Annotated in this window: 21 protein-coding genes; 5 read left to right on the top strand and 16 right to left on the bottom strand. The window is 43.1% G+C overall.

Annotated elements, in window-relative coordinates:
- Window positions 1–81: 81 nt before the first annotated feature.
- From QWZ17_RS03425 to QWZ17_RS03435, 3 genes are all read right to left on the bottom strand, one after another.
- A complete protein-coding gene (locus QWZ17_RS03425; RefSeq protein ID WP_290303522.1) occupies window positions 82–504 on the bottom strand; it encodes a VOC family protein in 423 nt (140 codons plus the stop codon).
- A 68-nt stretch (window positions 505–572) separates the two neighbouring features.
- Window positions 573–1,025, bottom strand: a complete 453-nt coding sequence (locus QWZ17_RS03430) for a DUF695 domain-containing protein (RefSeq protein WP_290303523.1) — start codon at window positions 1,023–1,025, stop codon at window positions 573–575.
- A 94-nt stretch (window positions 1,026–1,119) separates the two neighbouring features.
- Window positions 1,120–3,537 carry a glycoside hydrolase family 3 N-terminal domain-containing protein gene (locus tag QWZ17_RS03435; protein ID WP_290303524.1) on the bottom strand — a complete coding sequence of 806 codons (2,418 nt, stop codon included), beginning with the start codon at window positions 3,535–3,537 and terminating at the stop codon, window positions 1,120–1,122.
- Window positions 3,538–3,707: 170 nt separating this feature from the next.
- On the opposite strand from QWZ17_RS03435, the gene QWZ17_RS03440 reads away from it, so the two are divergent.
- A complete protein-coding gene (locus QWZ17_RS03440) occupies window positions 3,708–4,211 on the top strand; it encodes a hypothetical protein (protein ID WP_290303525.1) in 504 nt (167 codons plus the stop codon).
- Between the two features lie 124 nt (window positions 4,212–4,335).
- Window positions 4,336–5,337 carry a Kelch repeat-containing protein gene (locus QWZ17_RS03445; protein WP_290303526.1) on the top strand — a complete coding sequence of 334 codons (1,002 nt, stop codon included), beginning with the start codon at window positions 4,336–4,338 and terminating at the stop codon, window positions 5,335–5,337.
- Window positions 5,338–5,410: 73 nt separating this feature from the next.
- Here QWZ17_RS03445 and QWZ17_RS03450 read toward each other — a convergent pair whose 3' ends face one another.
- The 8 genes from QWZ17_RS03450 to QWZ17_RS03485 form a co-directional block, all read right to left on the bottom strand.
- Window positions 5,411–5,929 carry an O-acetyl-ADP-ribose deacetylase gene (locus QWZ17_RS03450; RefSeq protein ID WP_290303527.1) on the bottom strand — a complete coding sequence of 173 codons (519 nt, stop codon included), beginning with the start codon at window positions 5,927–5,929 and terminating at the stop codon, window positions 5,411–5,413.
- Window positions 5,930–5,935: 6 nt separating this feature from the next.
- Window positions 5,936–6,253, bottom strand: a complete 318-nt coding sequence (locus QWZ17_RS03455) for a ferritin family protein (RefSeq protein WP_290303528.1) — start codon at window positions 6,251–6,253, stop codon at window positions 5,936–5,938.
- 302 nt (window positions 6,254–6,555) lie between these two features.
- Window positions 6,556–7,893: a histidine-type phosphatase gene (locus QWZ17_RS03460; RefSeq protein ID WP_290303529.1), complete on the bottom strand. Its 1,338-nt coding sequence runs from the start codon at window positions 7,891–7,893 to the stop codon at window positions 6,556–6,558.
- Between the two features lie 215 nt (window positions 7,894–8,108).
- Entirely contained in the window at window positions 8,109–9,491 is a 1,383-nt protein-coding gene (locus QWZ17_RS03465; RefSeq protein ID WP_290303530.1) for a hypothetical protein, read from the bottom strand.
- A gap of 11 nt (window positions 9,492–9,502) precedes the next feature.
- A complete protein-coding gene (locus tag QWZ17_RS03470) occupies window positions 9,503–12,280 on the bottom strand; it encodes a TonB-dependent receptor (RefSeq protein WP_290303531.1) in 2,778 nt (925 codons plus the stop codon).
- 149 nt (window positions 12,281–12,429) lie between these two features.
- Window positions 12,430–12,975 carry a histidine phosphatase family protein gene (locus tag QWZ17_RS03475; RefSeq protein WP_290303532.1) on the bottom strand — a complete coding sequence of 182 codons (546 nt, stop codon included), beginning with the start codon at window positions 12,973–12,975 and terminating at the stop codon, window positions 12,430–12,432.
- A 57-nt stretch (window positions 12,976–13,032) separates the two neighbouring features.
- Complete coding sequence (locus QWZ17_RS03480; protein WP_290303533.1) at window positions 13,033–14,460, bottom strand: hypothetical protein; 1,428 nt, start codon at window positions 14,458–14,460, stop codon at window positions 13,033–13,035.
- Between the two features lie 13 nt (window positions 14,461–14,473).
- Window positions 14,474–17,302 (bottom strand): TonB-dependent receptor, encoded by a 2,829-nt coding sequence (locus QWZ17_RS03485; RefSeq protein ID WP_290303534.1) that lies wholly within the window; start codon window positions 17,300–17,302, stop codon window positions 14,474–14,476.
- A gap of 418 nt (window positions 17,303–17,720) precedes the next feature.
- Here QWZ17_RS03485 and QWZ17_RS03490 point away from each other — a divergent pair, with 418 nt between their 5' ends.
- The gene (locus QWZ17_RS03490) at window positions 17,721–17,972 is read left to right on the top strand and encodes a hypothetical protein (protein ID WP_290303535.1); all 252 of its coding nucleotides are present in this window, start codon (window positions 17,721–17,723) and stop codon (window positions 17,970–17,972) included.
- A gap of 77 nt (window positions 17,973–18,049) precedes the next feature.
- Here the strand turns inward: QWZ17_RS03490 and QWZ17_RS03495 are convergent, their stop codons facing one another.
- Window positions 18,050–18,700 (bottom strand): phosphatase PAP2 family protein, encoded by a 651-nt coding sequence (locus QWZ17_RS03495; RefSeq protein ID WP_290303536.1) that lies wholly within the window; start codon window positions 18,698–18,700, stop codon window positions 18,050–18,052.
- 47 nt (window positions 18,701–18,747) lie between these two features.
- Complete coding sequence (locus QWZ17_RS03500; RefSeq protein ID WP_290303537.1) at window positions 18,748–19,782, bottom strand: YncE family protein; 1,035 nt, start codon at window positions 19,780–19,782, stop codon at window positions 18,748–18,750.
- 138 nt (window positions 19,783–19,920) lie between these two features.
- Here QWZ17_RS03500 and QWZ17_RS03505 point away from each other — a divergent pair, with 138 nt between their 5' ends.
- Window positions 19,921–20,127: a DUF5808 domain-containing protein gene (locus tag QWZ17_RS03505; protein WP_290303538.1), complete on the top strand. Its 207-nt coding sequence runs from the start codon at window positions 19,921–19,923 to the stop codon at window positions 20,125–20,127.
- 44 nt (window positions 20,128–20,171) lie between these two features.
- Entirely contained in the window at window positions 20,172–20,645 is a 474-nt protein-coding gene (locus QWZ17_RS03510) for a hypothetical protein (protein ID WP_290303539.1), read from the top strand.
- Between the two features lie 51 nt (window positions 20,646–20,696).
- Here the strand turns inward: QWZ17_RS03510 and QWZ17_RS03515 are convergent, their stop codons facing one another.
- From QWZ17_RS03515 to QWZ17_RS03525, 3 genes are all read right to left on the bottom strand, one after another.
- Entirely contained in the window at window positions 20,697–21,824 is a 1,128-nt protein-coding gene (locus QWZ17_RS03515) for an acyltransferase family protein (protein ID WP_290303540.1), read from the bottom strand.
- A 335-nt stretch (window positions 21,825–22,159) separates the two neighbouring features.
- Window positions 22,160–24,478 carry an FdhF/YdeP family oxidoreductase gene (locus QWZ17_RS03520; protein ID WP_290303542.1) on the bottom strand — a complete coding sequence of 773 codons (2,319 nt, stop codon included), beginning with the start codon at window positions 24,476–24,478 and terminating at the stop codon, window positions 22,160–22,162.
- A complete protein-coding gene (locus tag QWZ17_RS03525) occupies window positions 24,475–24,831 on the bottom strand; it encodes a DUF7009 family protein (protein WP_290303543.1) in 357 nt (118 codons plus the stop codon). Before QWZ17_RS03525 ends, QWZ17_RS03520 begins: the two co-directional genes overlap by 4 nt.
- Between the last annotated feature and the right edge of the window lie 3 nt (window positions 24,832–24,834).

A 24,834-nucleotide genomic window follows, 5' to 3' on the forward strand; every position in this document is an offset into this window, starting at 1 on the left:
CCGTAGGTGCTACCTATCCGGATGCGAAGTAAGGCACTTCCTGTTTGATTTAATAGCCCGTATACTTTCTCCATACGTTGTTTACTCTTTTTGCATAAACATCCAACGCTGGCCTTCCAGATCGGCCGCGCGGTAACGGGTGCCGGGGTAACCTTCTTCAATCTGCGACAAAACGATGGCGCCGCCTGCCTGCGCCTTTTCACAATGCTGCTTTACATCATCTACATAAACCAAAACGCCATTGATAACATAGGGAACCGTATAAGCTTTTGCTGCAATTGCGCAATTTTCAACGTGGTGTTTGGGGCTTTGGTAATCGGGAGTTGGTTCGGCCAGCATAATAATGTTATCGCCCATAGCTATTTCACCATGAGCAAGGCGGCCCTGGTCGTTAGTCATGCGGGTTACTTCGGTAAAGCCAAATGCCTTACAAAGCCATTCCATAGCAGCCACACCATCCTCATAGGATAGCATGGGAATAATTTGTTGGGTTGATGTGCTCATGACGTTTTCAATTAGTGATTATCAACAAGCCCTGCATGAAAAAATTAAGCATAAAAAACAACTATGCCTTATTCCTCTTCGCTAAAATCATCAAGCACACCAGTGTACTCGCTCCAATCGGGGTCATCGTTAGCTATAATGGTGATGGGCAGTTCTTCAAACTGAGCCAAAGCGATATTCAATCTTTCACCGGCTATGTCAATATCAGTAGTATACCAACCCCACCATCGTTCATTTTCGCCGGTGAATACAAAGGTAAGGATGCTTTGGTTATCCTGTTCCAGCAGGCTTCTAAGGACCTCTTCAACCCGTTCCATCAAATCCAGGTCGATACCATCGGGCAGTTGGTTTGTGCTGTTGGGCTGATAGGCAAATATTACATCCAATCGTTGGTTGTAAAGACCGGTATCCATAAAATTATAAATATTGGGTCGGTACCTTACCCAAACAGGCAATCCATCTACGTTATCAAATTCGGTTTCAACCCATGCATCGCTCAGGGGCATATCTTCTATCATCATACCTCAATATTACAAAAAAGACTTGCGAATCAATCATCCGCAAGTCTTCAAATTTTTAATTTTGCTTTAAGCTTTCCGCCTTCGGCTTTCTGCTTTATTGTACTTCAAACTCCTTCTTCAGCTTAATGTCTTCAGATGAGCTGCCTATCATCACCATAAACTTACCGGGCTCCACCGTCCAGTTCATGTTTTTATCCAACAGGGCCAGGTCATCGGGGTGTAGGGTAAATTGCACGGTTTTCTTTTCACCGGGCTTAAGGTTTACGCGTTCAAACCCGCGCAAATCGTATTCGTAAGTGGTAACGCTGCTTATCTCATCTTTTAAATAAAGCTGCACCACGTCGTCGCCGGCACGTGCACGGTTATTGGTTACATCAACAGTTACCTGTACATCGCCCTGGGCGTTTTCTTTTTCTGGCGATACTGTTAGGTTGCTGTACTCAAATGTAGTATAGCTTAAACCGTAGCCATAAGGATACAACGCACCATTCACGCTGGTTTTGCCCCAGCTGTTTTGACCGCCCTGCCCTGCCTGGGCATTGGGTTTAAACGGAAAGTTAAACTCAATTTGGCCCGTAGTTTTAGGGAAGGTGATAGGCAGCTTTCCACCCGGATTGTTATCACCAAACAAAGTTTCGGCAATTACCCTGCCGCTTTGCACACTGGGGAACCAGGCTTCTAAAATAGCCGGCACATATTTATTTTCCCAGTTGATGGTAAGCGGCTGCCCGTTGATCATCACCATCACCACAGGTTTACCAGTAGCCTGCAAGGCTTGTATCAGCTTTAATTGACGCCCAGGCAGGTTTAAACCCGTGCGCGACAGGCTTTCACCTACCCTATCCACATCCTCGCCTACAACGGCTATAATCACGTCGGCCTGCTTGGCCTGGTTAACCGCCGAATCGATACCGGCTTGCTCCTGCGCTGTAAGAGGGGTTTCAATAATCTCGCTTTCGGGCCAGCTGGCATCAACCATGTTGCAGCCTTTGGCGTAGTTTACCTGCGCACCTGCACCTACATATTTTTTAATACCATCAAGCACCGTAGTAACCGGGTTATGCGACGGACCGTATCTGCTGATGGCATAATTGGTTTCGGTAGCCAGCGGACCGGTTACCAAAATGTTTTTAAGTTTAGTTTTATCCAAAGGAAGCAAGCTGCCCTGATTTTTAAGCAACACCATCGATTCGCGGTTCATTTGTAACGACATTGCCTCATCATCGGCCGTGTGCACCAGCTTATCGGCCGCTTTGGGATCTTTAACATACGGGCTATCAAATAAGCCCAAACGCATTTTTACCCGCAACACATCCCCCACCCGCGAATCAATCACTTTCATCGAGATCTTGTTCTCTTTAATCAGCTCGCGCAAGGGTAAAATAAAAGTTTGTGGCATGGTAAAGTTGGTGCGCACGTTAAGTCCGGCTTCAACAGCCTGCCTTACGGCTTCTTTGTAATCGGCAGCCACATGGTGCTTAGAGTATAAAAACTCCACCGCCTCGCTATCGCTCACTACATAGCCATTAAAGCCAAATTGCTGGCGCAACAGCTGCGTTAAAAAGTAATAACTACCGGTTATAGGTACGCCATCCCAATCATTATAGCTGCTCATTACGCCCATGGGATGCGCCTCCTGAATCACCCTGCGGAAAGGGTACAGATACACCTGGTGCATTTCCCTTGGTGCCACATGCGGATCTGTGCGGGCACTACCATCGCGGCCACCTTTGGGTACACTGTATACCGCGAAGTGTTTAAGAGTTGCGGCAATATTTTCTTCCTGCATACCCAATACCATTTGTTTACCCATTTCGGCAATATGAAAAGGATCTTCGCCATAACATTCCACCACACGGCCCCAACGCTGGTCGCGGGCGGGATCAAGTATGGGTGCGTAAACATTGGTATAACCCAGGGCACGGGCCTCGCGGCCAACCGTTTGACCGGCCTGGCGTACCAATTGTTTATCAAACGTACTGCCGATGCCTATGGGTGCAGGCAACGGTGTAGCCCTGTCATGATTTAAGCCATGGATACCTTCGTTTGTAAAATCGACCGGGATGCCCATGCGGGTTTCTTCCACAAACCATTTTTGGATGGTATTGATAGCCGAAGCATGTTTACTAAACGGAAAAGAATATTGGGTAGGCGCATCATCGGTATGCGAGGTAAGGTTGTTTAATTCCTCGTCGATATTGGCTATACCATCCTTCCAGATCTCATTTTTCCAGTTAGGTACGGGCATCTCGTCTTTTAAAACCCGTTTGTAGCCGTAAAGCGTGGCCATTTGGCAGGTTTTTTCTTCAACGGTCATTTGGCTTAGCAGATCGGCAACACGTTTTTCGATAGTTTGAGAGGGATCTTCAAACACATCCATTTTGCCGTTCTTGTTAAAATCTATCCAGCCTTTATGGTAAATATTTTTTTGTTGTGCCGATGCCTGCAAAGCCAGCATAGCAAACAGTGCCGATGCCGCGCATACGCGGGGCAAGTAATATTTTTTCCTCATGTAGATGAATTGTGGTTAGTATTTCAAATATAGGAGAATAAAATAATGCATTGTACAAATAACACTAAGGTGTTACAATGTAGGGAGGATGTAGAGGCCCCCAGCCCCCTAAAGGGGGAGTTTTTGATTTTTTTGGATGTAAACGTATCTTCGAATTAAATACCTGCTAAATGAAACTGCTTTTACTTCTATTCTTTTTAAACCATCATCCGGTTGATACTACTACTAAAAATGGTCGTTTTATCGCGATGGAGTACAAAGGCATGTCAAATTGTATTTATGAAGTAACCATTAATGACAGCCTGATCATAGGAGCCAAAGTAAATGGCTATATTACCGTTCAACCTAATTTTGGCATCGGCACAAGCGTACCTCGCGATGTGATGCATAACCCCGAGGCTTACGTTAACAAAAAGAAAGCGGCAAAATACGTGGATAAAAATATGGGCAACGATAAATTCATCAACGCCGACGGACAGAATTTCATCATCAGGCGAAAGGATGTTAAAAATATTTATATCAATACCGAGCCCAAATGGGGAATGGGTTACTATCCACAAAGCGGCCGCATTATGATTGAATCACCGGAAACACCCTATAATAAAACTGCCCTGCGCGATCTTATCCTTGTTGGCGACCAAAACGCGCAGGATGTGCTCAAAATATTCAAATAAATTTTATCAAGACGCTACTATTTTAGAGGTTAGAAGAACTTGTAATTATTACGATACAATTAAATTACCCTTTTGAAATAATATTTAATAATATCTAAATTCACCTAACCAAACACTATCTGTTATGAAAACGTCTAAACTCCTTTTCGCACTACTAATTATTACAGGCTTAACCACCGCTAAAAACGAAGTAAAAGCCCAGGCAGATACCGCCAACATAACTTTTAAAAACACCGCAAATTTGCCCTACCCCCTAACCTGGAATACACCGGTTACCGATGGTACTTACATTTACGCCATTGCCGGCTACCAGGGTCGCGGTGGTTATTCAAATGATGTTTTGAAATATGATCCGCAGGTAAACCGCTGGTCGGTACTAACCAATATTGGCGGTAACCGAATACAGGCGGCTGCCGCTTACGTGCCAGTAACTAATAAAATATATGTTTTTGGTGGTATTAGCGGACAAGGCCGTGCCACTAATATTTACCAGAGTGTACAAACCATAGATGTTAAAACCGGCGAAGTTGCAAACCTGCATGCTCAAAATCCCGAGGCTACTACCTACGGTTGTGCTGTTGAATATAACAATAAGATATACTTATTTGGCGGCAGCCGGGAGAAAGAACGCACCAGTAACTCCCTTTATGAATTTGACCCGCAGACCGAAAAGTTTACCCAACTGGCAGCCATGCCCGAAAGTCTGCAAGCTGCGGGCACGGTTGTTAACGGCGTTATTTACACCGTTGGCGGTTATGACGCTTTCTTAAAGCGCCAGTCATCAAACGTAAACGCTTACGATATTAAAACCAACACCTGGAAAACGGTTTGTAAAATGCCACAGTTCATGTCGGCTAATAGTGTGGCTGCCTTAGGCGATAAAATTTTTATTACAGGTGCTTATGATGATGAATACTTAACTGCTTATTATGATATCAGCACCAACAAATTCGTAAAACTTAAATCAAATATGGAACCACGCAGGGCTACCGCATCGGCAGTATTTAATAATTATTTATTTGTATTTGGTGGCACAAGCCGGTTTAAAGCAGCCAATGCTTCCACGTTGCAATCGGCACAGGTGGCTAATTTGAGTGGCTTTTTAAGAACGAGCGCGAGCAAGTAAAACGGGATAAGGTGCAGAATCCAGACTAACGAAGTTTTAAACACTTCGTTAGTCTTTCGCCTCAGCAACCATACTACAACATCCCCTTATAAATACCGCAATTTTCATCATCAAAACAAACAAAAATTACTTGCTTAACAGTTTCATTATCGGCTAAAAAATCCTGTACGGTTTTAATGGCTATTGCGGCCGCTTTCTTTTTGGGAAAGTGGTAAATACCAGTGCTGATATTAGGAAAAGCGATAGTTTCTACCTGGTTTTCGGCGGCTAACTTAAGGCTGTTTAAATAAGCTGATGCCAATAACCCCTCCTCGCCTTTACCGCCATTATTATAAACCGGACCAACCGTATGGATCACATATTTGGCAGGCAGGTTGCCGCCGGTAGTAATTACAGCCTCACCGGTTTTGCAACCTCCCTGGCGGTTACGGATCTGGATACACTCTTCCAAAATAGCTTTACCGCCGGCCCTGTGTATAGCGCCGTCAACGCCACCGCCACCCAACAATGAGGTATTGGCAGCGTTAACAATAGCATCGGCATTTACCTTGGTGATATCACCTTGTATTAATTTTATTCGTTGGTTAGTCATTATTAATTAGTCTTCGGCAGCTTCTTCGCCTTTTGTGCCTAATTCTACAATATCCCCTTTTTGAAACAAGATAGCTTTTAACGTGGTACGCCAGATTGGTTTTTTACGCAATAAAAACTCCAGGTCCATCCCAAAATGTTTAAACTCCTCTTGCTGGGCATTTTGCATAATGGCTTTGGCGGCTTTATCAGTTTCTACCGAAATACGTTGCTCGTACCAGTTAATGGCTTCAGCCTCTTCGGTAAGGGAAACAATCATACGCGCAAAGGTGCGGGTTTCTGCCGATAATTCGTTGGCAGGTTCGTGATATTGATCAAATGACATAATGTTCTGTTTTTTATAGTAGAAACATTACGATTGAATTTTGTTTTCTTTTTTTGGACTTTGAGACTATGGGACTTGGGGACTATTGGACAAAAGACTTTTGAACAAAGGAATAAGAACTTTTTTGGGAGTTACCCAACTCCCGCGAGGTTAGCGCAGCGTAACTCGTGGGTAAAACTGGTGGAAGCCTTTGGCTTCCCTTTATATTTAATGTAATAGTGCAGCTGAAAGCTGCAACCAACATTACCCACGAGCTGAAAGCCCGCGGGAATTTCAGGAAATTTAGAAGGGCCCGGGGGCTTCTACTTCAAGTTCTTCAAAAACTCAACCGCGTCATCACCCAATTTATAATTGAGTTTTGCCAGCTTAGCTACATAAAACTTGCGTACATCTGTCCATTTGTAATATGGCGAAGTACCTTTCAAACCAGTAATATGTGCTTCTTTTTCGTTCAGTAAAATCTTAACCAGGTAATCTGTTGATCCTTTCTTTTTATAAAAAATCCATTGGATGTTGGAGCTTAAGGGGATCACGTTTGAGGCTTGCCAGGCTTTATCAAACTGGTTAATATCATTCGATACTTTATCTGCGCCCTCAATACTTAACAGCGCTGCAAACGGCGATATGGTTTCGGCATGGGCAAAGCGTAGGTTGGCATTGTACGTACCGGTTTTAATAAAATCATCTGTAGTAGTAATAAAATTGGCCAGCAACGGCGCAGCTATAATCACTTGCAAACCGTCGGCTTTCACCCCGGGGCCTTTTACAAGAAAATCTTCCACATTATCTGTTCTGCCAAGGGCTTTAAGCTCATCGCATGTAAATAGGGAAGTAAAATCCAGTTCTTTCGATTCAATGCCGAGTTGTTTTGCCTCTCCTTGTACCGAGTAAACAATGGTAGCAAATCCCCAAATGTCATTGATGATCCTATCAGCCTGCATCTCATCAATTGCTTTAAAATATTCGGCTTTAAAAAGGCGCGATACGATGGCTTTGTTGATCTCCTCTACATGTTCTGCCTTGGCAATAATGGCTTTGTATTTATCCCAGTCGCCTTTTTTTTCATAAGCGGTATACGCCGGCGACTCGTCATAAAAACGAAGATTTACATCATCATTTGCTTCAGTAATCTGTGCTGAATCTTTTAAATGAGGTTTCAGGCCCGCTAAAAACGCGTCCTCGCTTTGCTTGGTACGAATCTCTTTGGTGATAGTTATATTCAATTTAGGTTTACTGGCAAATACTTTATTATAGTTATTGTACATGCGGCTGCCAATCCCCTGCAATTCTTCACGCCCTTCGGCCGATATCGATTTGGTATTGCCTTTCTCAACCTTTTGCAGGTTAAGCACCATCTTTTTTAACAATTTGCCTTCATCGGTAAGCATGCCTGCGCTATCGGCCTTTAAAAGAAATCCATAGGTAAAACTGGCTTTAACATCCTTGGTTAAATGCCTGGCACCGTGCCTGCCCACGTGGTTTATAAAAACCGGCTCGTAGCCTTTAGGCACAGGTGTATATTTCACAACAGGTGACTTATACAAGGTTTTAGTACCTAAAAACGCGGTGCCACAATCCTGTGCCGATGCAACCGATGCAAAGGCTGTTATGAAAAACATGGATAGAATTACTTTTTTCATGATGTACTTATATCAAAAAAGTCGTGCTGAACTTGTTTCAGCATCCCACAAGCAAGATGAACGGTTATAACGGTATACTTGGCATGTGAGGTGCCGAAACAAGTTCGGCATGACTTCATTTTTTCAAAATTTAGCTTTTAACAACACAAGGATCAGTTTTCAGGCTGATCCTTGCAAGTTTTAGTTTAGTTTGTTTGTGTAAAGTTCATTGCGTATTAATGCTGGTTACCGGTACCATCGCTTTGGTAAGCGCCAATATCTTTACCTGGTAAGGTTATCGTGGTGCCGTAATCACCCGTGGCAGTTACAGAAGCTATCGGGCTAAAATTAACGTTACCTGCATTTACGCCTTTTGAACCCGCTTTAAGCCTGAAGTTTGATGTGCCCACCAAAACAGCAGCCGGAGTTTGCACGGATACCGTCATTGGGCCAGGGTTTGCGGTATAATCAAAAGCGGTAAGATCATAACCGTAAAAAGTTGGATCATTTTCCTTTGGTGTGGTGGAATGCACATCGGCAGATTGAAAAGTACTTACACCATCAGCCGCCTGGAACAGGCTCACAATTTTTTGTGTCGACCCATAAAAATACTGGTTGTTGTATTTAATGTTGGTTAAATCAGCATCGCTGGTTAAGCGTAAACCGAAACGGCAGTTGGCTATTAAATTATTATAAACCATACCCCTTGCTGCTTTTTCGAAGTTGATTGAACCGCCCCTGCCCGATTTTGTTTGTCTGAAACCGCAATTCACCATGGTATTATTATACATGGCAACATTGGTTTGTGTACCAGAGCTACCTGCATCAGATGCCTTTAACGCGTTGGTTGCCGCGCCTATAAAAAAGTTGTAAGCTAAATCGCCAACGGTGCCGCTCTTCATGTTAAAAAACTCGCCGCCTAATTGACCGCAAAGTTCAAACGTGTTGCGCATAATACTTATTTTACCGCCACTTACCCTTATCGCGTCATCCTTGGCACCAAATACCCATGAGTCTTCGAGAATAAATTTTTTGGTAATGTTACCAAAGTAAATAATATACCGGGGATCGCCGCTGGCGTAAACACCAGTTTCGTTTCCGCTTGCAGGGCCTCCGGCCAGTTCAAGGTGTGTCCATTTAATAATCAAATCGCCACCTGGAGCGGGATTTTTTGACGAAGGATCGGGCCAGCAAACTATGCCACCCCACCAGCCTTTAAAAACATCGGTGTAATTTTGTGTCAAAGCTTCAGTATGATAGGTGTCGGCATTTTGCACAGTAATATAGTTTGGTTTTTCTTTAGTACCAAGGCTTATAAAAGTACCGTGCATAATAATTTCGGGCGCGGTTTGATAGGTTTTACCATCGCCGATAGCGATTAGTTTAACCCCTTCCTGCATTTGCAGCGTATCACCTTCATTAACTGTGATATCGGTTTTAAAATAATAGGTTTTACCAGCCAGCATGGTGCCCTTAACAGCTCCTTTTAAGGTATCGGATGTAATGCCATTACTAACCAGCCTGAGGGGTGCCGAAATAATTGCAAGTTCGGCTTTATGACATGCGCTTAGCGTAATCAAACACAGGCACGCCAAATATATTTTGTTTATATTTTTCATTTTTAATTTCATTATAGTTTATAGCGTAAACCCAATATATAATACTGCCTGTACAGATCTTTACGGACAGAGGTGTTTTCGCCCGCTTTTTGCAGTTCAACATTTACGGCATCAGTTGGGTAAGGCCTCCTTATTTCAAGTTCATAAGGTGTATTTAAAAGGTTGGTTGCTTTTACATACAGATACAGGTTACCGTACAAACGCTTATCGGCCGATAAATCGAGCGTGGTAAAGCCTTTTTGCCAAATGTCATTATCCAGATATGGTGATACCGTATTTAACCTGGCACCTGTATAAACAAATGATAGCTGGGTGTTTAAGCCATTTTTAACGCTACGGTACAGCAGTGATAGGTTACCGATATTTTTTGATTGCCCCTGTAATGAACGTGTTTGCTGCACGGTGCGATGGGTTACAAAACCCTGATCGTTACGATAATCTTCTTCTTTATCGGTAGTTATTTTTGAATTGGTGTATGTGTAGTTGGCACGGATACCAAAGCTTCTGAAATATTTGGTAAAATCAAGTTCGAAACCGTAGTTGGTGGCATTCCCAAAGTTTTCGGGCCTTAGCACGTAGCTGGTAGCCTGTTTTTCAATCGCGTATTCAACCGGGTTATGGATTGATTTATAAAACACACCTACCAATAACTGATCAAGGGCTTTCGGGAAAAGCTCATACCGCAAATCAAAGTTTTCGGCAGTGATGCGTTTCAAATTAGGGTTACCCTGCTCGTCATAAAGCGCGTCGGGGTCACCCGCTGTATGCGGTACCAGTTCATAAAAGTTAGGCCTGCTTATAGCCGAATAGTATGATAGGCGAAGATCCTGCTTTTCGTTAAACTGGTATTTGAAGTTTACACTTGGCAAAAAATCATAATATTTAATGCTGCCGGTTTTACCTTCAACAGATGCATCGGCCTGGGTAAGCCAGCTTTGGCTGGTATGCTCGTACCTTAAACCTGCAATAGTTAATAATTTGCCCGCGGTAAATTTAACCTGGCCGTAACCAGCCCCTACCTTTTCGGTAAAATCATAGTTAAGCGCGTTTGTAGGCGTACCCTGGCTGTTAAACAAATCGAAAGTATTGTTATCAACATTACCGGTAAACGTTTGGGCGGTATTACTTGCGCCCGGTCTTAAATCATACTCGTCAAAACTGCTGTGCCTTGTTTTATCGCGGTACATACTACCGGCGCTTAGTTCAAAGGTGGTATTAAACAAAGTTGGCTTGTAAATAAAATTAAGAAAGCCTGTTTTATCCTCGTCGGAGTTTTTGCTGAAGGTGCGGCTTTGGGCTTTTAAGCCATCAAAAGTGTATGGTGCCTGCACAATGCTGCCATCGCTTTGCACGTTACGGCCGGTATTCAGATTTAGTTCTGCTCTGTCGGGCTCGTTGGCGGTTGCTTTGGAATATACCGCGGTCCAATTGATACTGAATACATCGCTCAACCTGTGATCGCCATGTAAATTACCGTTTTTAATGGTTTGAATGGTGCGGTCGCTGCGATAAGTTTGACTTACCCTACCAGTACCAACACCTGCCCTGCCAAGCTCCAAACTTGTATCAGAGCTAAACCTGTAGTTGTTTTGGGCCAGGTTAATGTAATCTAAATCGAGCGTGATTTTATTGGCATTATTAAACTTGTAATCAAATTTGGTTAGTATACCGGTACGCTGTTGTTGAATGTTATAGGTACGTTTTTCGATATCGGTTACCAGGGGTTGGTTATTGGTTGGGTTTACTTCGGTACTAAAAAAAGTGCTGTTAGTTAGCCTGTAAGTATTCTGGTAGCTTAAGGCCAGTAAGGCTCCAAACTTTTTATCGGCTGTTCGCCCGCCAATGCTTAAGCCCGCTATAGTTGCCAGCGGAACCTTGTTTTCGCTGTAATGGAACGGATTGGTGGTAAAATCGGCCCCGGTTGCAGTACGCCCATCCGAACGTGGCGATGTTTGTAAACTTGCGCTACGATCAAAACCCGTAAAGCCTTTGTTAAAAAAGTTTGCGGCTAAACCGGTTGCTAAATTGGCGCGTACTGAAAATTCGTCGGGCGCGTCTTTTAAAACCAGGTTAATGGCGCCGCCTATCGCATCGCCTTCCATGTTGGCAGTAAGCGATTTTGATACTTCTAAACGGTCAACAATATCGGCCGGGAAGATATCCAAAGGCACATACCTGTTTTTATTATCCGGACTTGGGATTTTTACACCATTAACCAATGTGTATTGGTAACGCGCATCCATACCGCGTATAATGGCATACTGGGCTTCGCCATTGGCGCTGCGATCAACAGATACGCCCGATACTCTTTGTGTAACGTTTGCAATGGTAATATCTGGCGATGCTTCGATAGTACGGGCCGAAACCGCGTTTAATAACTGCGGCGAACGGCGTTCGGCACTTTGAGCTGCTTTATCAGATGATTTATCTGCATGGCCGGTTACAGTTACCTCGTTAAGGCTGGTTTCTTTAGTTTTTAAGGATAGGTTAACAGTGGTTGTAAGACCGTCCTGCACTTCAATATCCTTGTCTTCCTTATCAAAAGCAACATAGCGCACATCAATTTCATACCTGCCTGCGGGTACATTTTTAAGTACAAAGCTACCATCAAGGCCAACGCCTGTTGATACTTTGAAACCTGTTGATTTGCTGTGAATATTCACCGTGGCGCCAACAAGCGGCTCGCCGGTTTTCCTGTCGGTAACGGTTCCTTTAATTGTACCGCTGGCAAATGCAAAGCTGCATATGGCAAGCTGAAGTAGAATTAGCAGGGGTATAAGTTTCTTCATTTGCTATGGGTTTAAAAATCCGCAGCAAAGAAACCCCACCAATTTAATGATGAGGTAAATGCAATGTTAATATGTTGTTAACTATCTATCTAAAGTTTATTCAAAATTGATGTTTGTGTAACAAATTTGTTTCTTTATCAGTTTATCGCTTAAAAATTGCAATCGGCAGAAGGTTTTATATCTTCTTTATCGCGACTTAAAATCGCTTTTCCGTTATTGAAAGTAATAATCCAAATGCTGTCGTAATCATCATCCGGCCATTTTAAACCAGCTTCCTGCACGCCTAAAGCTCTTACAATTGGGGCTATTCCGCCATGTTCCCATGAAACCAGCACCACGCCGTTGCGGCTTTTCAAATCGGCAGCCATTCCTAAGGAATCTTTTTCGGTACGGCTGCTGTTTACCGTCAAATTATATTTCGACACAAGCGGCACAATAGTTTCAAACATGCGCGCGTGTTTGGTGGCTTCGCCCAAACCCAAACCCGGTACAAATACAAAAGCAGGAACCCCAAATTTTGAGGTGATCACCGCCGGTAATTTCATCGACCGGTTTAAGCCCTGGCAAGTAAGGTTATCGCCCTTTAAAGGTTTTTCGCCATGACGGATAAATACAATTTTTAATCCGGCTGTTTGCGCCTTTACTGTTGATAAGCTTATTAATACTAACGCTAAAGCGCTTATAATTTTTTTCATTTCAAATTTTAGTAAAAAGGATAACCGGAATTAGATCCGGTTATCCTTTTGATATTTTTAGTGTTTATTGCCGCTACCGTTTAACTGGTAAGCTCCCAAATCTGCACCCGGAGCCGTAGCTTCAGATAAACCATAGATCTTATCCAGGGGCACGGTGATTAATGGCTGTACCGATAAATTTCCTTTACCAATTAACGGCGAGTTTGCTAACAAGCGGAAATTAAAGCTTCCGATAGCACTATATTGATACAATGGATGCCCTGTGGTTGGTAACGGAAAGTTAAGGAACATCGGGTTATTCTTTTGCACCACATCGGTACCATCATAAATAGAACCTACTGTATAGTTTGAAGGTAAATATTTAGCCGATGTACTGATAGACGGAATATCGGTAGTTTGTGGCTGGGTAATATAACCGGTTGGGTAAAACTGGTTGGCAACGCTCAATGAATCGGCCCATTGGTAGTTGTTACCATAAGTAAGGTGGGCAACATCGGCCGTTGGGCTACCTACTACCCTGTAACCAACTTTGCAATTAATGGCTACGTTGTTAAAGTAAGCACCGGCGGCACCTTCTTCAAAGTTAATACAACCGCCCCTGCCGCTCTGCACCTGGCGATAACCGCCGCTTACAAAAGTATTGTTATACATTACAATGTTGGTTTGCGGTGCACCTGTTGCCTGACCTTTGTTTGAAGCCTTTTGACCGTTTGTTGCGGTACCAATAAACATGTTATAAGCCATAGTACCAACGGTACCGCCTTTAGCATTCAGACAGTCGCCACCGCTTACGCCGTTCTTTTCAAACGTGTTTCTGAAAATAGCGATTTTACCAGCCGAGATACGGATGGGATCATCCACACCGCCATACAGCCATGAATCTTCCATAATAAAGTTGCCTTTATAGTTGGCAAACAAAATGCTGTACTGGTTACCTGTGCCAGAGCCTGCTATGGTTGATGTAGCTTTACCTTCGGTTAAACCTCCATACTCAACATGCGTCCATCTCAATACCAATAAATTACAGGTAGGGCCGCCAATAATGCCTTTCCATTTACCGGCATAAGCAGGGTCGGCAGCAGCGGTAAGGCCACCCGGCGCATCGTTTTTGGTTACACCTGCAACAGTGATCCAGTTAGGGGCGTCTTTACTTCCGTTACTAACAAATGTACCTAATGCAATTAAGCTGCTACCTTCACCCATGTTCAGGGTAACACCAGGCTGCATTAGCAGTGTATCTGTAGGATTAATAACTAAATCGCAACCTGCCTCAACAGTGTATGTTTTACCACTAAGCATCGTACCTTTAACCGAAACTACGGTTGAACCTGATGTACTGCACGAAAGTGGTGCCTTATCACTCACCGGGCTTGCAGCCGGCGGTGTATAAGTATAAATATCGGTATGCTCACCCTTCCATTTCTGGCAGCCTGATATTGATGCTGCAAGCAGGAAACTCATTACTGGGACTATATATTTTTTCATCGTTGTATTTTTATTAGAATTTATACCTGAAACCACCCAGGAATAAGGTTTTGTAATAATCGCTTTGTACTAAGGTTTGCGCTGCAATATCCTGCTTGCCAATAAACTCCTGCTGTTTGGCATCTAAACTGCCATGAGGGAATTTTAAATAGATTTTGCTGGCAGCATTGGTGATATTATTGATTTTACCGTAAAAAGATAAGCGCTTAACAATGGTTTTCTCAAACGAGAAGTCAAGCTGATTGTAGGCGTGCTGATAAAAATCGAGGTTGTAGTAAGGCGATACCTGTGCCAAACGCTCACCTGTGTAAACAAACGCCACCTGCATATCCAAACCTAATTTTGCGCTTTTAAACAACACAGACGCGTTACCTACGTGGTCTGCCTGGCCTTGCAGCGGGCGGGTTTCATTCACATTGGTTTGCTGTAAACCAAGGGTAGCGTCATTTGAGTAAAGCAACTTATTGGTAGTTATCCTTGAGTGGGTGTAAGTATAGTTAACAGAGAAACCTATTACACCAAAAAACTTGGTAGCCAAAGCTTCAAAACCGTAGTTGGTAGCATTACCCGGGTCATTTTGAGGTTTTATAACCTGCGAGCTTGGACCGCCATCGCGCACTACGAAATATTCAATAGGGTTATAGATTTTTTTGTAGAAAGTTCCTATCAATAACTGATCGGCACCACCTGGGTAAAGCTCGTATCTTAAGTCATAGTTATCGGCTGTAATGTGTTTCAGATATGGGTTACCAACCTGGTCAAAATATTCGCCGGTAACTTTGTACGGCACCAATTCGCCAAAGCCAGGACGGCTGATAGATGCGAAGTAAGATGCGCGGATATTTTGGTTGTTAGCCAACTCGTATTTCAGGTGAACACTTGGTAACACATCGGTATACTTAATATTACCGCTACGCTCTGTTACCGTTTCTGGCGATTGAGTAGCATAGCTCATATCAGTATTTTCAACCCTTACACCACCTAACACCTGTAGTTTAGGGAACAGGTCAAATTTCACCTGGAAGTACTCAGAGTTATCATTTTCAGTTACATGGTAGTTATTTTGCAAATCGGGATTGTTTGCACCAATACCATCAGCCGCCGAATTAAAGGCGAAAGGAATAGCGTTGAAATTATTGTTAAACAGGGTTGATTTACCACCGGTTAATGAATAAGTGATGTAATCTGCATCTCTTAATTTATGGCGATATAAGCCACCTGTAGAAAACTCAACATCTTTACCCGCAATTTTAGGGGTATAAATCAAATTCGCATAGCCAGAAAGATCTCTGTCGCGGTTGTTTTCCCAATGATGCGTAAGTGAAGTATTATTATCAACCTCGGCAGTTACGGCACCGCTGTTGTTAAGCGTTTTGTTGGCATCGTATGAAAATTCGGTTCTATCCGGCATGTGCCTGCTTGCAACTGAATATACTCCGTCCCAATTAAAACGCCACTCGTTGCCCAAAATGTGGTCGCCATGCAAGGTTGAGTTATAAATATTTTCTTGCGTTAAGGTGCTTCTGTTTGATAGTGTTATCTGCTTGCTTAATCCTGTAGAGTTTAAGCCAAGGCCAAGGGTATCTGCAGTGTAGCGCGATTCAAACTCGCTTTGGTGAATGTACAAGTTGTATAATGACAACTTGTTTTTATCGTTAATCACATAATCTATTTTATTATGGATACCTACACGTTGTGTTTGTGTAGAATAAGTGCGGTCATAAGCATCAGAAAACTGCGGAGAATTTGGCAATGGTATAGCTGATGGCTGCGCGTTTGGCGTAAGCTGTTTAGAGTCAGATCCGCGGTAAATGTTCTGGTAGCTTGCAGAAACGATAACTCCTAACTTGTTGTTCAGGAAACGATCCCCAATGGTAAGACCAGCTGTTGAGCTGAACGGTGTTGACAGGTTTTTATCACTGGTAAGCGCTTTGTTATTAAAATCGGCATAGGTTGCCGCGTAATTATTACCATTAACAGCAGCCGGCGATTTGCTGTTTGGCGACCCTGTAAAATCAACAAATGGTCTGCTTTTTGAAAACAACGTTGAAAACCCGCCAGATACGTTGGCGCTTAGCACAAAGTGATTTGGAGCGCTTTTCATAACCAGGTTCATGGCGCCACCAATAGCATCGCCTTCCATACTTGGGGTTAAGGCTTTAATAACCTCTAAGCGTTCCAACATTTCTGATGGGAAAATATCCATAGGCACAAAACGATATTGCGGATCTGGACTTGGAATTTTGATACCATTTACCAGTGTAGAATTGTAACGCTGATCCATACCGCGGATGATTGCGTAACGACCTTCGCCATTTGCCGAGCGTTGAATGGTTACACCACTCACGCGCTGCAAGGCGTTAGCCGCCGTAACATCGGGTAATAATTGAATGGTATTAGCCGATAGAACGTTAAGTACAGTGGCCGCATTCAGTTCGATGCCGCGCGCCGCTCTGTCAGATTCTTTACTGCCCTGGCCCTTTACCTGTACTTCAACCATTTGCTGGCTGGCATCCTGCAAATCAATGTTGATAGTTTTTACATCATCGGCACCATCTATAGTACCGGTGTAGGCTTTTGACGGCGTATAACCTATATATTTAACTAAAATTTGATATGCGCCATTTTTTACATTTTTAAAGCTGTATGAGCCATTTAAATTTACGGCCGTAGATCTGTTTACGCCAGCCTGGCTTAACGTAACGGTGGCACCTGTAAGGGCCTCGCCGGTTTTATGATCGGTAACCTTGCCCTTTATAGTTTGGGCAACCGATGGTAAGGTAAATAATAAGCTTAATGCAAAAAGTAACAAAAGCCTGTGAAGATGGTAGGAGTATTTCATGTACAACAGTTTAATTTTGCGCAAAGAAACCTCCTCAATGTTGGAGAAAAACTGAATTATATTACCAATACAAATACAATAACCTAAACTTAATACAGAGTTAACATTAGAGGTGAAAAAAGCTGATTTACAAAATAAACATAGCGGACTAAGCTTACTTAAACGTTTACAACAGTTCTATTGTAAACATTTAGTTACTATAACATCAATTTGATAAGATGATATATTAACCCAAATGAAAACTTTTCCTTTGCAGCAACCATTCGGGGTTATCTGCCGTAAAAAAAACGTTATTTAGTCCTTGTTTATGTATCACAAATACCTCCTTATCTTTTTATTAACTATCCGTTCTGTTTGTGGTATTACGCCAAACCAACCTCAATTTGCAAATTACAGTGGTAGGCTAAAAGGCAAAACCATGCAGTTAAAATTGGCCAACGGTTTTATAGGCGGCAGCGAGATACATATAGGGAATGTTACCTATTACGCAAACAGCGGCCGGCCAGAAACCGGTAACACCATGCTGTTTCAATCAAAATACCTGCAAAACGGCGATTATTTTGTATTGAGCAATATGCAGCAGAATTATAGTCCTATGCCATCGTCTATCTCGGGAAAATATCATAAAGGCGGGCGCACACTTGCGGTTAAATTCGTGTTGGATAAATAGTTGTCTGAATCAGGATTTTCAGAATTTAAGAATTAACAGAATAAAATAGATAAACGCGACTGTTGTAAAATTGGAGTTTATTCCACATCGGTAGTCCGTTTCCCCTTCTCATAAAAATAGCTGAGTGTAAATAAGCAAAGTAAACCCAGTATAAAGCCACCCAATACATCGGTAAACCAATGCGCACCGAGGTAGATCCTTGAAAATGGGATACTGAAAATAAGGAAAAGGCAAATGGCGCCAACGGTGATGCGCAACGTTCTGTTAATTTGCTTCAGTTGGTTCATCAGCAATAGTATAAAACCAAAAAGCAGCACATAAAACAGCACGTGCCCGCTGGGGAAGCTTTTTTGGGCAGTTTTGGTTATCACCCGCACAACATCGGCCGATGGACGGGGCCTATCCACAAAAAACTTAACGATGGTGCTTACAAGGCCTCCTAAAAGGCAAAGCAACACAAACAGCGCTTCTCTTTTGTATTTAAACACCAGTAAAAGCAGCGCGGTAACGGCTACTGTAATCAGCGCGCCGGGTGTGTAACCAAACCAGCTGATAAATTCCATGCTTGAATCAAGCAGCGGGTTTTGATGCTCCTGTACCTCTTTTGAAAATTTAACATCAAGCAGGTTGTTGGGCAACAATACAACCGCTACTGTAAGAATAGCAAACCCCGCTATTAAAATAGCGAGGGTATAAGTGATCAGCTTTTTTCTTTGGTTTGTAAGCATATTATTGATAACGGGAAGTCCAATAACCCACAACGGGGCAGGCGATATTATTTCCCTACAACAATAATATGAAAAGTACCCGGAATTTGCTTAGGCCATGGGTGCGGATTATCGGCTGTTGGTGTTCCTGGTACCGATTTAGCTGTTGGCAGGTAAAGTTTATGGGTAACTTCATCTAAACCAATGGTACGGGCACCTGGTTCGGTTACTATGTTTTCAACAAATACAAATTTATCGGCGCTCAGCTCGCGGATCACCGATAAGGTACCTTCGCCATTTGAGCTGTAAGCTTGTTTAAGGACGGGATCAAACGCCACACCATCGCAGTCGCCTATCGGGAATTTGCTTACTGTTTTTCCGGTTACGGCGTTTAAAACAATCATGGTTTTATTACCGCCGCAGCCAATAAACAAACGGTTGGTTTTACGATCAATAGCCAGGCCCGATGGCTCATCGCCACCTACCAGTTTCCACCTGTTTATCACTTTATAGGTTTTAGCATCAATTACAACTTCTTCATTGGTATCTTCAATATTTACAAAAACTTTGCCTTTGCCGTCAGATACGCCCGTTTCCGGCTTGCCACCCAATGGAATTGTTGCCACAACAGCATCGGTGGTAACATCAATTACCGTAGCATCTTTACTCCTGCCGTTAAAGGCATATACCTTTTTTGAATAATCATCATAAAAAATAGCATCGGGATTGGTACCCACCGGTATAGCTTTTATCAGCTGGTTGGTTTTCAAATCAAAAACACCTACTGTATTTGCCCTGCCATTGCTGGTGTAGGCCTTATTTAAATCTTTAACAAGCGCTATACCATGTACGCCTTTGGTATCGGTAAAAACACCAACCGAATCGCCGGTGGTGGTTGACAGTATATTTACCTGGCTACCATGCGATGTGTATACCAGTTTTGCGGCACCATCAACCGTAATATAATCCCAACCGCCCGAACTTTTAACAGGATACGATGCCAGTACCCTAAAGCCGGTTTTTTGTTGTGCCGATAAAGCAGCAGGCATAACCAATGCCGCGCCAAACATCAATAAGCAAATGGAGGTGTTTACCAATTTCATGATTGTAATTTTTGATATAGTTAATCAAATAAACTGGATAAATTCTGGATAAAATGATTCAATTGTTTGAAGATATATTTGAGGAGGTTACCAGCAACCGGACAAGAGAAGTTATCATCCAAAAATCTAAATTTGTATATGAGCAATTTTGACCGTAATGATTTTAAATACTGGAAATGGGGCATTATTTATATCAATGCCGACGACCCGGCGATCTGGCTCCCCAAGCGCACCGGCCTGGGCTGGACATTGAACTTTGCACACAAACGATCCTTTGTTTACCTTGTATTACTTATAGCCATACCGCTTTTCATAAGCCTGGGTAGCATGGTATGGTTTAAATAAAACTTTTCTAAAGGCATAAATTACAAACCAGGCCTTGTTACAGCATGAGATCATTACGCGAAAAGAAGATCGTATTTACGATAGTTTGCATCATACTTTCCCTGGCTTCGATCGATGTTCTTTTAACTCCACATGTAAGCAGGAAAAATATTTCGTTTAAAAAGGCTACTTTCAGAACAATTCGAGAAATACAATATAAAGGGGACATATCATACGAACTTTACATTAATGAGTCGGCCGATTATATTAAAATAGCCGCCGATGATTATAAATGTTTTGACTATAACGTTTTCCAAAGTAGAGTAAATAATGGTGATACCATTGAGTTAGGTATAAAAACCGATTTCTTAACAAAAGATGCGATTGTCTCACTAACAGCACGTCAAATCAATTATATAGATGCTGATTGTATAAATAGTCAAATAGACCATAATAAAGAGGTATTCCCCTTAGCCACAGGCCTGGTAATTGTAGTAGGTTTGTTGTATTTAAGATATAAAAAAGAACACGGCGAATAAAATTTTATGGTTGATTCAAGTTGCATCAACCAATGACGCCTGTATGGCTTTTCAACTCTTCAGCACCCTATCCCTTAATTTCAAAAACGGTTTTTCAACCAAATACCGCATTAACAAAGCGCCGGATATAGAACTGATAATGCACAACAGAAACATCAGATTTCCGTTAACATCCATACCTAAGTAGCCACCAATAACCTGCGTTAAGTGGATCATCATTTTATGTACAAGGTAAATGGAGTACGATAGCGTAGCAATTTGCGATGTAAGCCACCAAGCCCGCTTATACAAAATACACGATGGACAAACCGCTCCGGCCACTATAAAACCAAAAGCAAGCGATACCAAAGGATACCCATACACAGATGCCTTATGATCGGAATGTTGCAAAGTGACAAAATATGATGCGGCTAATAACACCAGTCCCGTAGCCAACAACAGGTTACCATGGTTGTTAACACGAAGCTTAATTTGCGGCCAAAAGGTAAACAAACCTGCAATGGCAACACCAATAAGCAAACCGTCCAAACGGTTATGGGTTGGGTAATAAATATATTTAGTCCATGCGCCTTCGGTTTTTAAGTTGGGAAGCGCCTGATAGCGCCAACACCACTCCCGCACGGCAAAACCGGCAATAAATAGTAAGGGAAACAACCATGTTATTTTTTTGCCAACTTTTAAATAGCGGCACAGCAATATGATTAAAGGTAACGACAAGTAAAATTGCTCTTCCACGCATAAGGACCATGCATGGGTAAACGTGCCTACGTACCGCCTATCTAACCCGTAGTTTAGGGTAAAAGTGAGATACTTCCAAACCGGTGCAATGCCTTCCCCTTCGCGTAAAAACGGAGCAAAACTGTATAGCCCAACCATCACCAGGTAAGCGGGGATGATTCTGAAAAATCGTTTTATAAAAAACTGTTTTAAGGAAATTTGGTACCGCCTGGCTATGGTGGCAAAAAGCTGGCCCGCTATTAAAAAACCGCTTAATACAAAAAACAGGTCGACACCCGTCCAGCCAAATTCACAAATTCTTCCCTCCCATTCGGGATGACCAAACAACTGGTAATGGTAAAAGAAAACCAGGGTGATAGCCAATGCCCGCAAATGATCAAGCCCGGCAAGCTTGTGTTTATTGTTGATAACCAAGTTATCGGGCATGGCAGAGGTTGACATTAAAGCACAGTTGACATGGTAGTAAGTTATTACAAACCAATCAAAATCAGCTTAAAAAAGAGATTTTTATTTGAAGCCTGTTTAAATTTATTTCAAATTTAATCTACTCTATTGAGTACCTATACAGCTATCATTATTAGTTATAAAATCTGTGGACTCCGAAAGTAGAGATGACATACTAATAGAAAAAATGGGGGCATGCTGAGCCTGTCGAAGCATGCGGGCGAAGGCCTCTGCGCACGTCCTTCGACAGGCTCAGGATGACCGCCCCTCCTTAAAACACCTTGTTATGGGGCGCTACGAAGCAATGACTTTTGGGCTCTACGCGCTAAAACTTATTTAGGCTGATGCTTTTTGATACTGATAAATACCAGTTTTGAAGTTGGCGTATTGCTTTTTTCGGCTACGCTATCAATTGGGATCAGTACGTTGGCTTCCGGGTAGTAAGTGGCGGTATTACCTTCGGGGATGTTGTAAGATACGATGACAAAAAGCCTGGCTACACGTTCCCTCCCGCCGAAGTTATTGTAAAGATCAACCAATTCACCATCTTTAAAGCCGGCTTTGGCAATATCGTTGGCGTTCATGAATATTACACGACGCTCATTGTGGATGCCCCGATAGCGGTCATCTAAGCCGTAAATGGTGGTATTAAACTGATCGTGGCTACGAATGGTGGTCATGCGGTACTCGCCTTCGCCTATTTCGTGTTTGGGTAGTTCGGCAATGTTAAATCCTACCCTGTTGCCAAAATCAATATTTTCAAACTTGCCGTCGCGCGGCCCATTAGGTAAATAAAAACCTCCGGGGATGCGCACCTTTTGGTTGTAATGCTCAAAACCAGGGATTGTTTTGGCTATGGCATCGCGTACGGCGTCGTAACTTTTCTCGAATTTTGTCCAATCAATTACAGATCGGCTACCCAGCGTAGCCTTTGCCATACGGCATACAATCTGATTTTCGTTCAGCAAATCTTTGGAGATAGGCTCCAACATGCCTTTTGACATTTGCACAACGCCCATAGAGTTTTCGCTGCTGATAAACTGATCTTCGCCGAGTACAACATCCTTATCGCTTCGCGAAAGCGTTGGTAATATCAAGGCCTCATCGCCATGCACCAGATGGCTACGGTTAAGTTTGGTTGATACATGAACACTCATTTCCAATTTTCGCATCCCTTCGGCCGTGTAAGTAGTATCCGGCGTAGCCGAAAGAAAATTGCCACCCATGGCAAAGAAAACCTTGAGTTTACCCTCGTGCATGGCTTGTATGGATTCTACCACATCATAGCCATGTTTGCGCGGCGGCTCAAAGCCGAAAACCTCTTTCAGTTTATCTAACTGTTTTGGTTTGGGTTTATCAAATATCATCATGGTGCGGTTACCCTGCACATTGCTATGCCCCCGTACAGGGCATAAACCGGCACCGGGCTTGCCTATGGCTCCTTTAAGCAGCGCAAGGTTAACAATTTCCTTTACAGTAGCTACCCCGTTTACGTGCTGTGTAACGCCCATGGCCCAGCAAATAATAATACGGCTTTTATCTTTCAGCATATCGGCCGCCTGCTCAATCTGGGCTATTGAGATGCCGCATTCATCGGCAAGGTGCGATAACTCAAACTGGTTTAAGTGGTTCAGAAAAGCTACATAGCCTTCTGTATTGGATTTGATGAACTCGTGGTCAAACACTTTACCTGGGTTTTCCTGCTCAGCTTTGTATAGCAGTTTTTCAATGGCTTTCAACAAAGCCATATCGCCGTTTATTTTAACTTGTAAGTACAAGTCGGCAAGTTGGGAATTTATGCCCAGTATGCCTTTAAGGGTTTGCGGGTTTTTAAAGCCCATTAAACCAGCCTCGTGCAACGGATTTACGGCGATGATCTTTGCACCCTTTTGCTTGGCTTTCTCCAAAGCGGTAAGCATCCGGGGGTGGTTAGTACCCGGATTTTGGCCGATAATCATGATTACATCCGTATCATAAAAATCATTCAGCGTAACGGTGCCCTTACCTATCCCAATGGCCTCGGCTAAACCCAAACTGGTAGATTCGTGGCACAGGTTTGAGCAATCGGGCATGTTATTGGTACCAAACTCGCGGATAAACAACTGATAAGTAAACGAGGCTTCATTGCTGGTACGCCCTGAGGTGTAAAAAGCCGCCTCATCCGGCGATGCCAGGCTGTTAAGCTTATCCCCTATCTTTTTAAAGGCATCGTCCCAGCTGATAGGCTGATAATGCGTAGCGCCTTTGGGCAGGTAAACCGGTTGGGCTATACGGCCTTTTTTACCAATCTCGTAATCATTTAGTTTAGCCAAATCGGCAACTGAATTTTCGGCAAAGAATTTGGCAGTGAGTTTTTTGGTGGTGGCTTCCTCGGCCAGGGCTTTGGCGCCGTTTTCGCAATACTCGGCAATGGGCGAACGGTCGTCGTCCGGATCGGGCCAGGCACAGCCAGAGCAGTCAAAACCATCCTTCTTGTTCATCTTAAACAAGCCTTCCATCCCCCGCACAAAACCCGACTCCTGCAAAATATCAACCATAGCCACCGTTACAGCAGGTATGCCCGCCGCCCAGGTTTTTGGCTTGGTCACCTTCAGATCGAGCAGTTCTTCGGGATTCTCTGCTGCGGGTTGTTCTTTTATACTATTGCTCATGGCTTTTTAGCTAACAATGGGTTAGGGTAATTATCGCTCTGGTCTTCATCTACATTATCCAAACAGGTAAAATCTTTTTCGACCAATAAAAACAGGTTGCCGTGTTTACCCTCAAAGCCAACCTTATCGGTATCAACAAATTCTTTGATCACAAATTTGGGTACGTACAGGATGATCGTATTCTCCCTAAAAACAGAGGATAGGTGCTCATCGTCAACCAACTGTACAGCATAATAAAGCTGCTGGCCGCCAAAGTCCACCTCCTCTTGTAAATGTCCTTCTTCGGCCAGTTGCGCTACATCACTTTTGGTAAGCCTGTATCGTAACGAATTTCCTTTAATACGTATTTTCATAGG

It is taken from the genome of Mucilaginibacter flavus (assembly GCF_030409315.1).
Lineage (GTDB): Bacteria > Bacteroidota > Bacteroidia > Sphingobacteriales > Sphingobacteriaceae > Mucilaginibacter > Mucilaginibacter flavus.

Coding starts and splice junctions, on each gene's coding strand:
- QWZ17_RS03425 (WP_290303522.1), bottom strand. CDS start 504: ATGAGCACATCAACCCAACAAATTATTCCCATGCTATCCTATGAGGAT.
- QWZ17_RS03430 (WP_290303523.1), bottom strand. CDS start 1,025: ATGATGATAGAAGATATGCCCCTGAGCGATGCATGGGTTGAAACCGAA.
- QWZ17_RS03435 (WP_290303524.1), bottom strand. CDS start 3,537: ATGAGGAAAAAATATTACTTGCCCCGCGTATGCGCGGCATCGGCACTG.
- QWZ17_RS03440 (WP_290303525.1), top strand. CDS start 3,708: ATGAAACTGCTTTTACTTCTATTCTTTTTAAACCATCATCCGGTTGAT.
- QWZ17_RS03445 (WP_290303526.1), top strand. CDS start 4,336: ATGAAAACGTCTAAACTCCTTTTCGCACTACTAATTATTACAGGCTTA.
- QWZ17_RS03450 (WP_290303527.1), bottom strand. CDS start 5,929: ATGACTAACCAACGAATAAAATTAATACAAGGTGATATCACCAAGGTA.
- QWZ17_RS03455 (WP_290303528.1), bottom strand. CDS start 6,253: ATGTCATTTGATCAATATCACGAACCTGCCAACGAATTATCGGCAGAA.
- QWZ17_RS03460 (WP_290303529.1), bottom strand. CDS start 7,893: ATGAAAAAAGTAATTCTATCCATGTTTTTCATAACAGCCTTTGCATCG.
- QWZ17_RS03465 (WP_290303530.1), bottom strand. CDS start 9,491: ATGAAAAATATAAACAAAATATATTTGGCGTGCCTGTGTTTGATTACG.
- QWZ17_RS03470 (WP_290303531.1), bottom strand. CDS start 12,280: ATGAAGAAACTTATACCCCTGCTAATTCTACTTCAGCTTGCCATATGC.
- QWZ17_RS03475 (WP_290303532.1), bottom strand. CDS start 12,975: ATGAAAAAAATTATAAGCGCTTTAGCGTTAGTATTAATAAGCTTATCA.
- QWZ17_RS03480 (WP_290303533.1), bottom strand. CDS start 14,460: ATGAAAAAATATATAGTCCCAGTAATGAGTTTCCTGCTTGCAGCATCA.
- QWZ17_RS03485 (WP_290303534.1), bottom strand. CDS start 17,302: ATGAAATACTCCTACCATCTTCACAGGCTTTTGTTACTTTTTGCATTA.
- QWZ17_RS03490 (WP_290303535.1), top strand. CDS start 17,721: ATGCAGTTAAAATTGGCCAACGGTTTTATAGGCGGCAGCGAGATACAT.
- QWZ17_RS03495 (WP_290303536.1), bottom strand. CDS start 18,700: ATGCTTACAAACCAAAGAAAAAAGCTGATCACTTATACCCTCGCTATT.
- QWZ17_RS03500 (WP_290303537.1), bottom strand. CDS start 19,782: ATGAAATTGGTAAACACCTCCATTTGCTTATTGATGTTTGGCGCGGCA.
- QWZ17_RS03505 (WP_290303538.1), top strand. CDS start 19,921: ATGAGCAATTTTGACCGTAATGATTTTAAATACTGGAAATGGGGCATT.
- QWZ17_RS03510 (WP_290303539.1), top strand. CDS start 20,172: ATGAGATCATTACGCGAAAAGAAGATCGTATTTACGATAGTTTGCATC.
- QWZ17_RS03515 (WP_290303540.1), bottom strand. CDS start 21,824: ATGTCAACCTCTGCCATGCCCGATAACTTGGTTATCAACAATAAACAC.
- QWZ17_RS03520 (WP_290303542.1), bottom strand. CDS start 24,478: ATGAGCAATAGTATAAAAGAACAACCCGCAGCAGAGAATCCCGAAGAA.
- QWZ17_RS03525 (WP_290303543.1), bottom strand. CDS start 24,831: ATGAAAATACGTATTAAAGGAAATTCGTTACGATACAGGCTTACCAAA.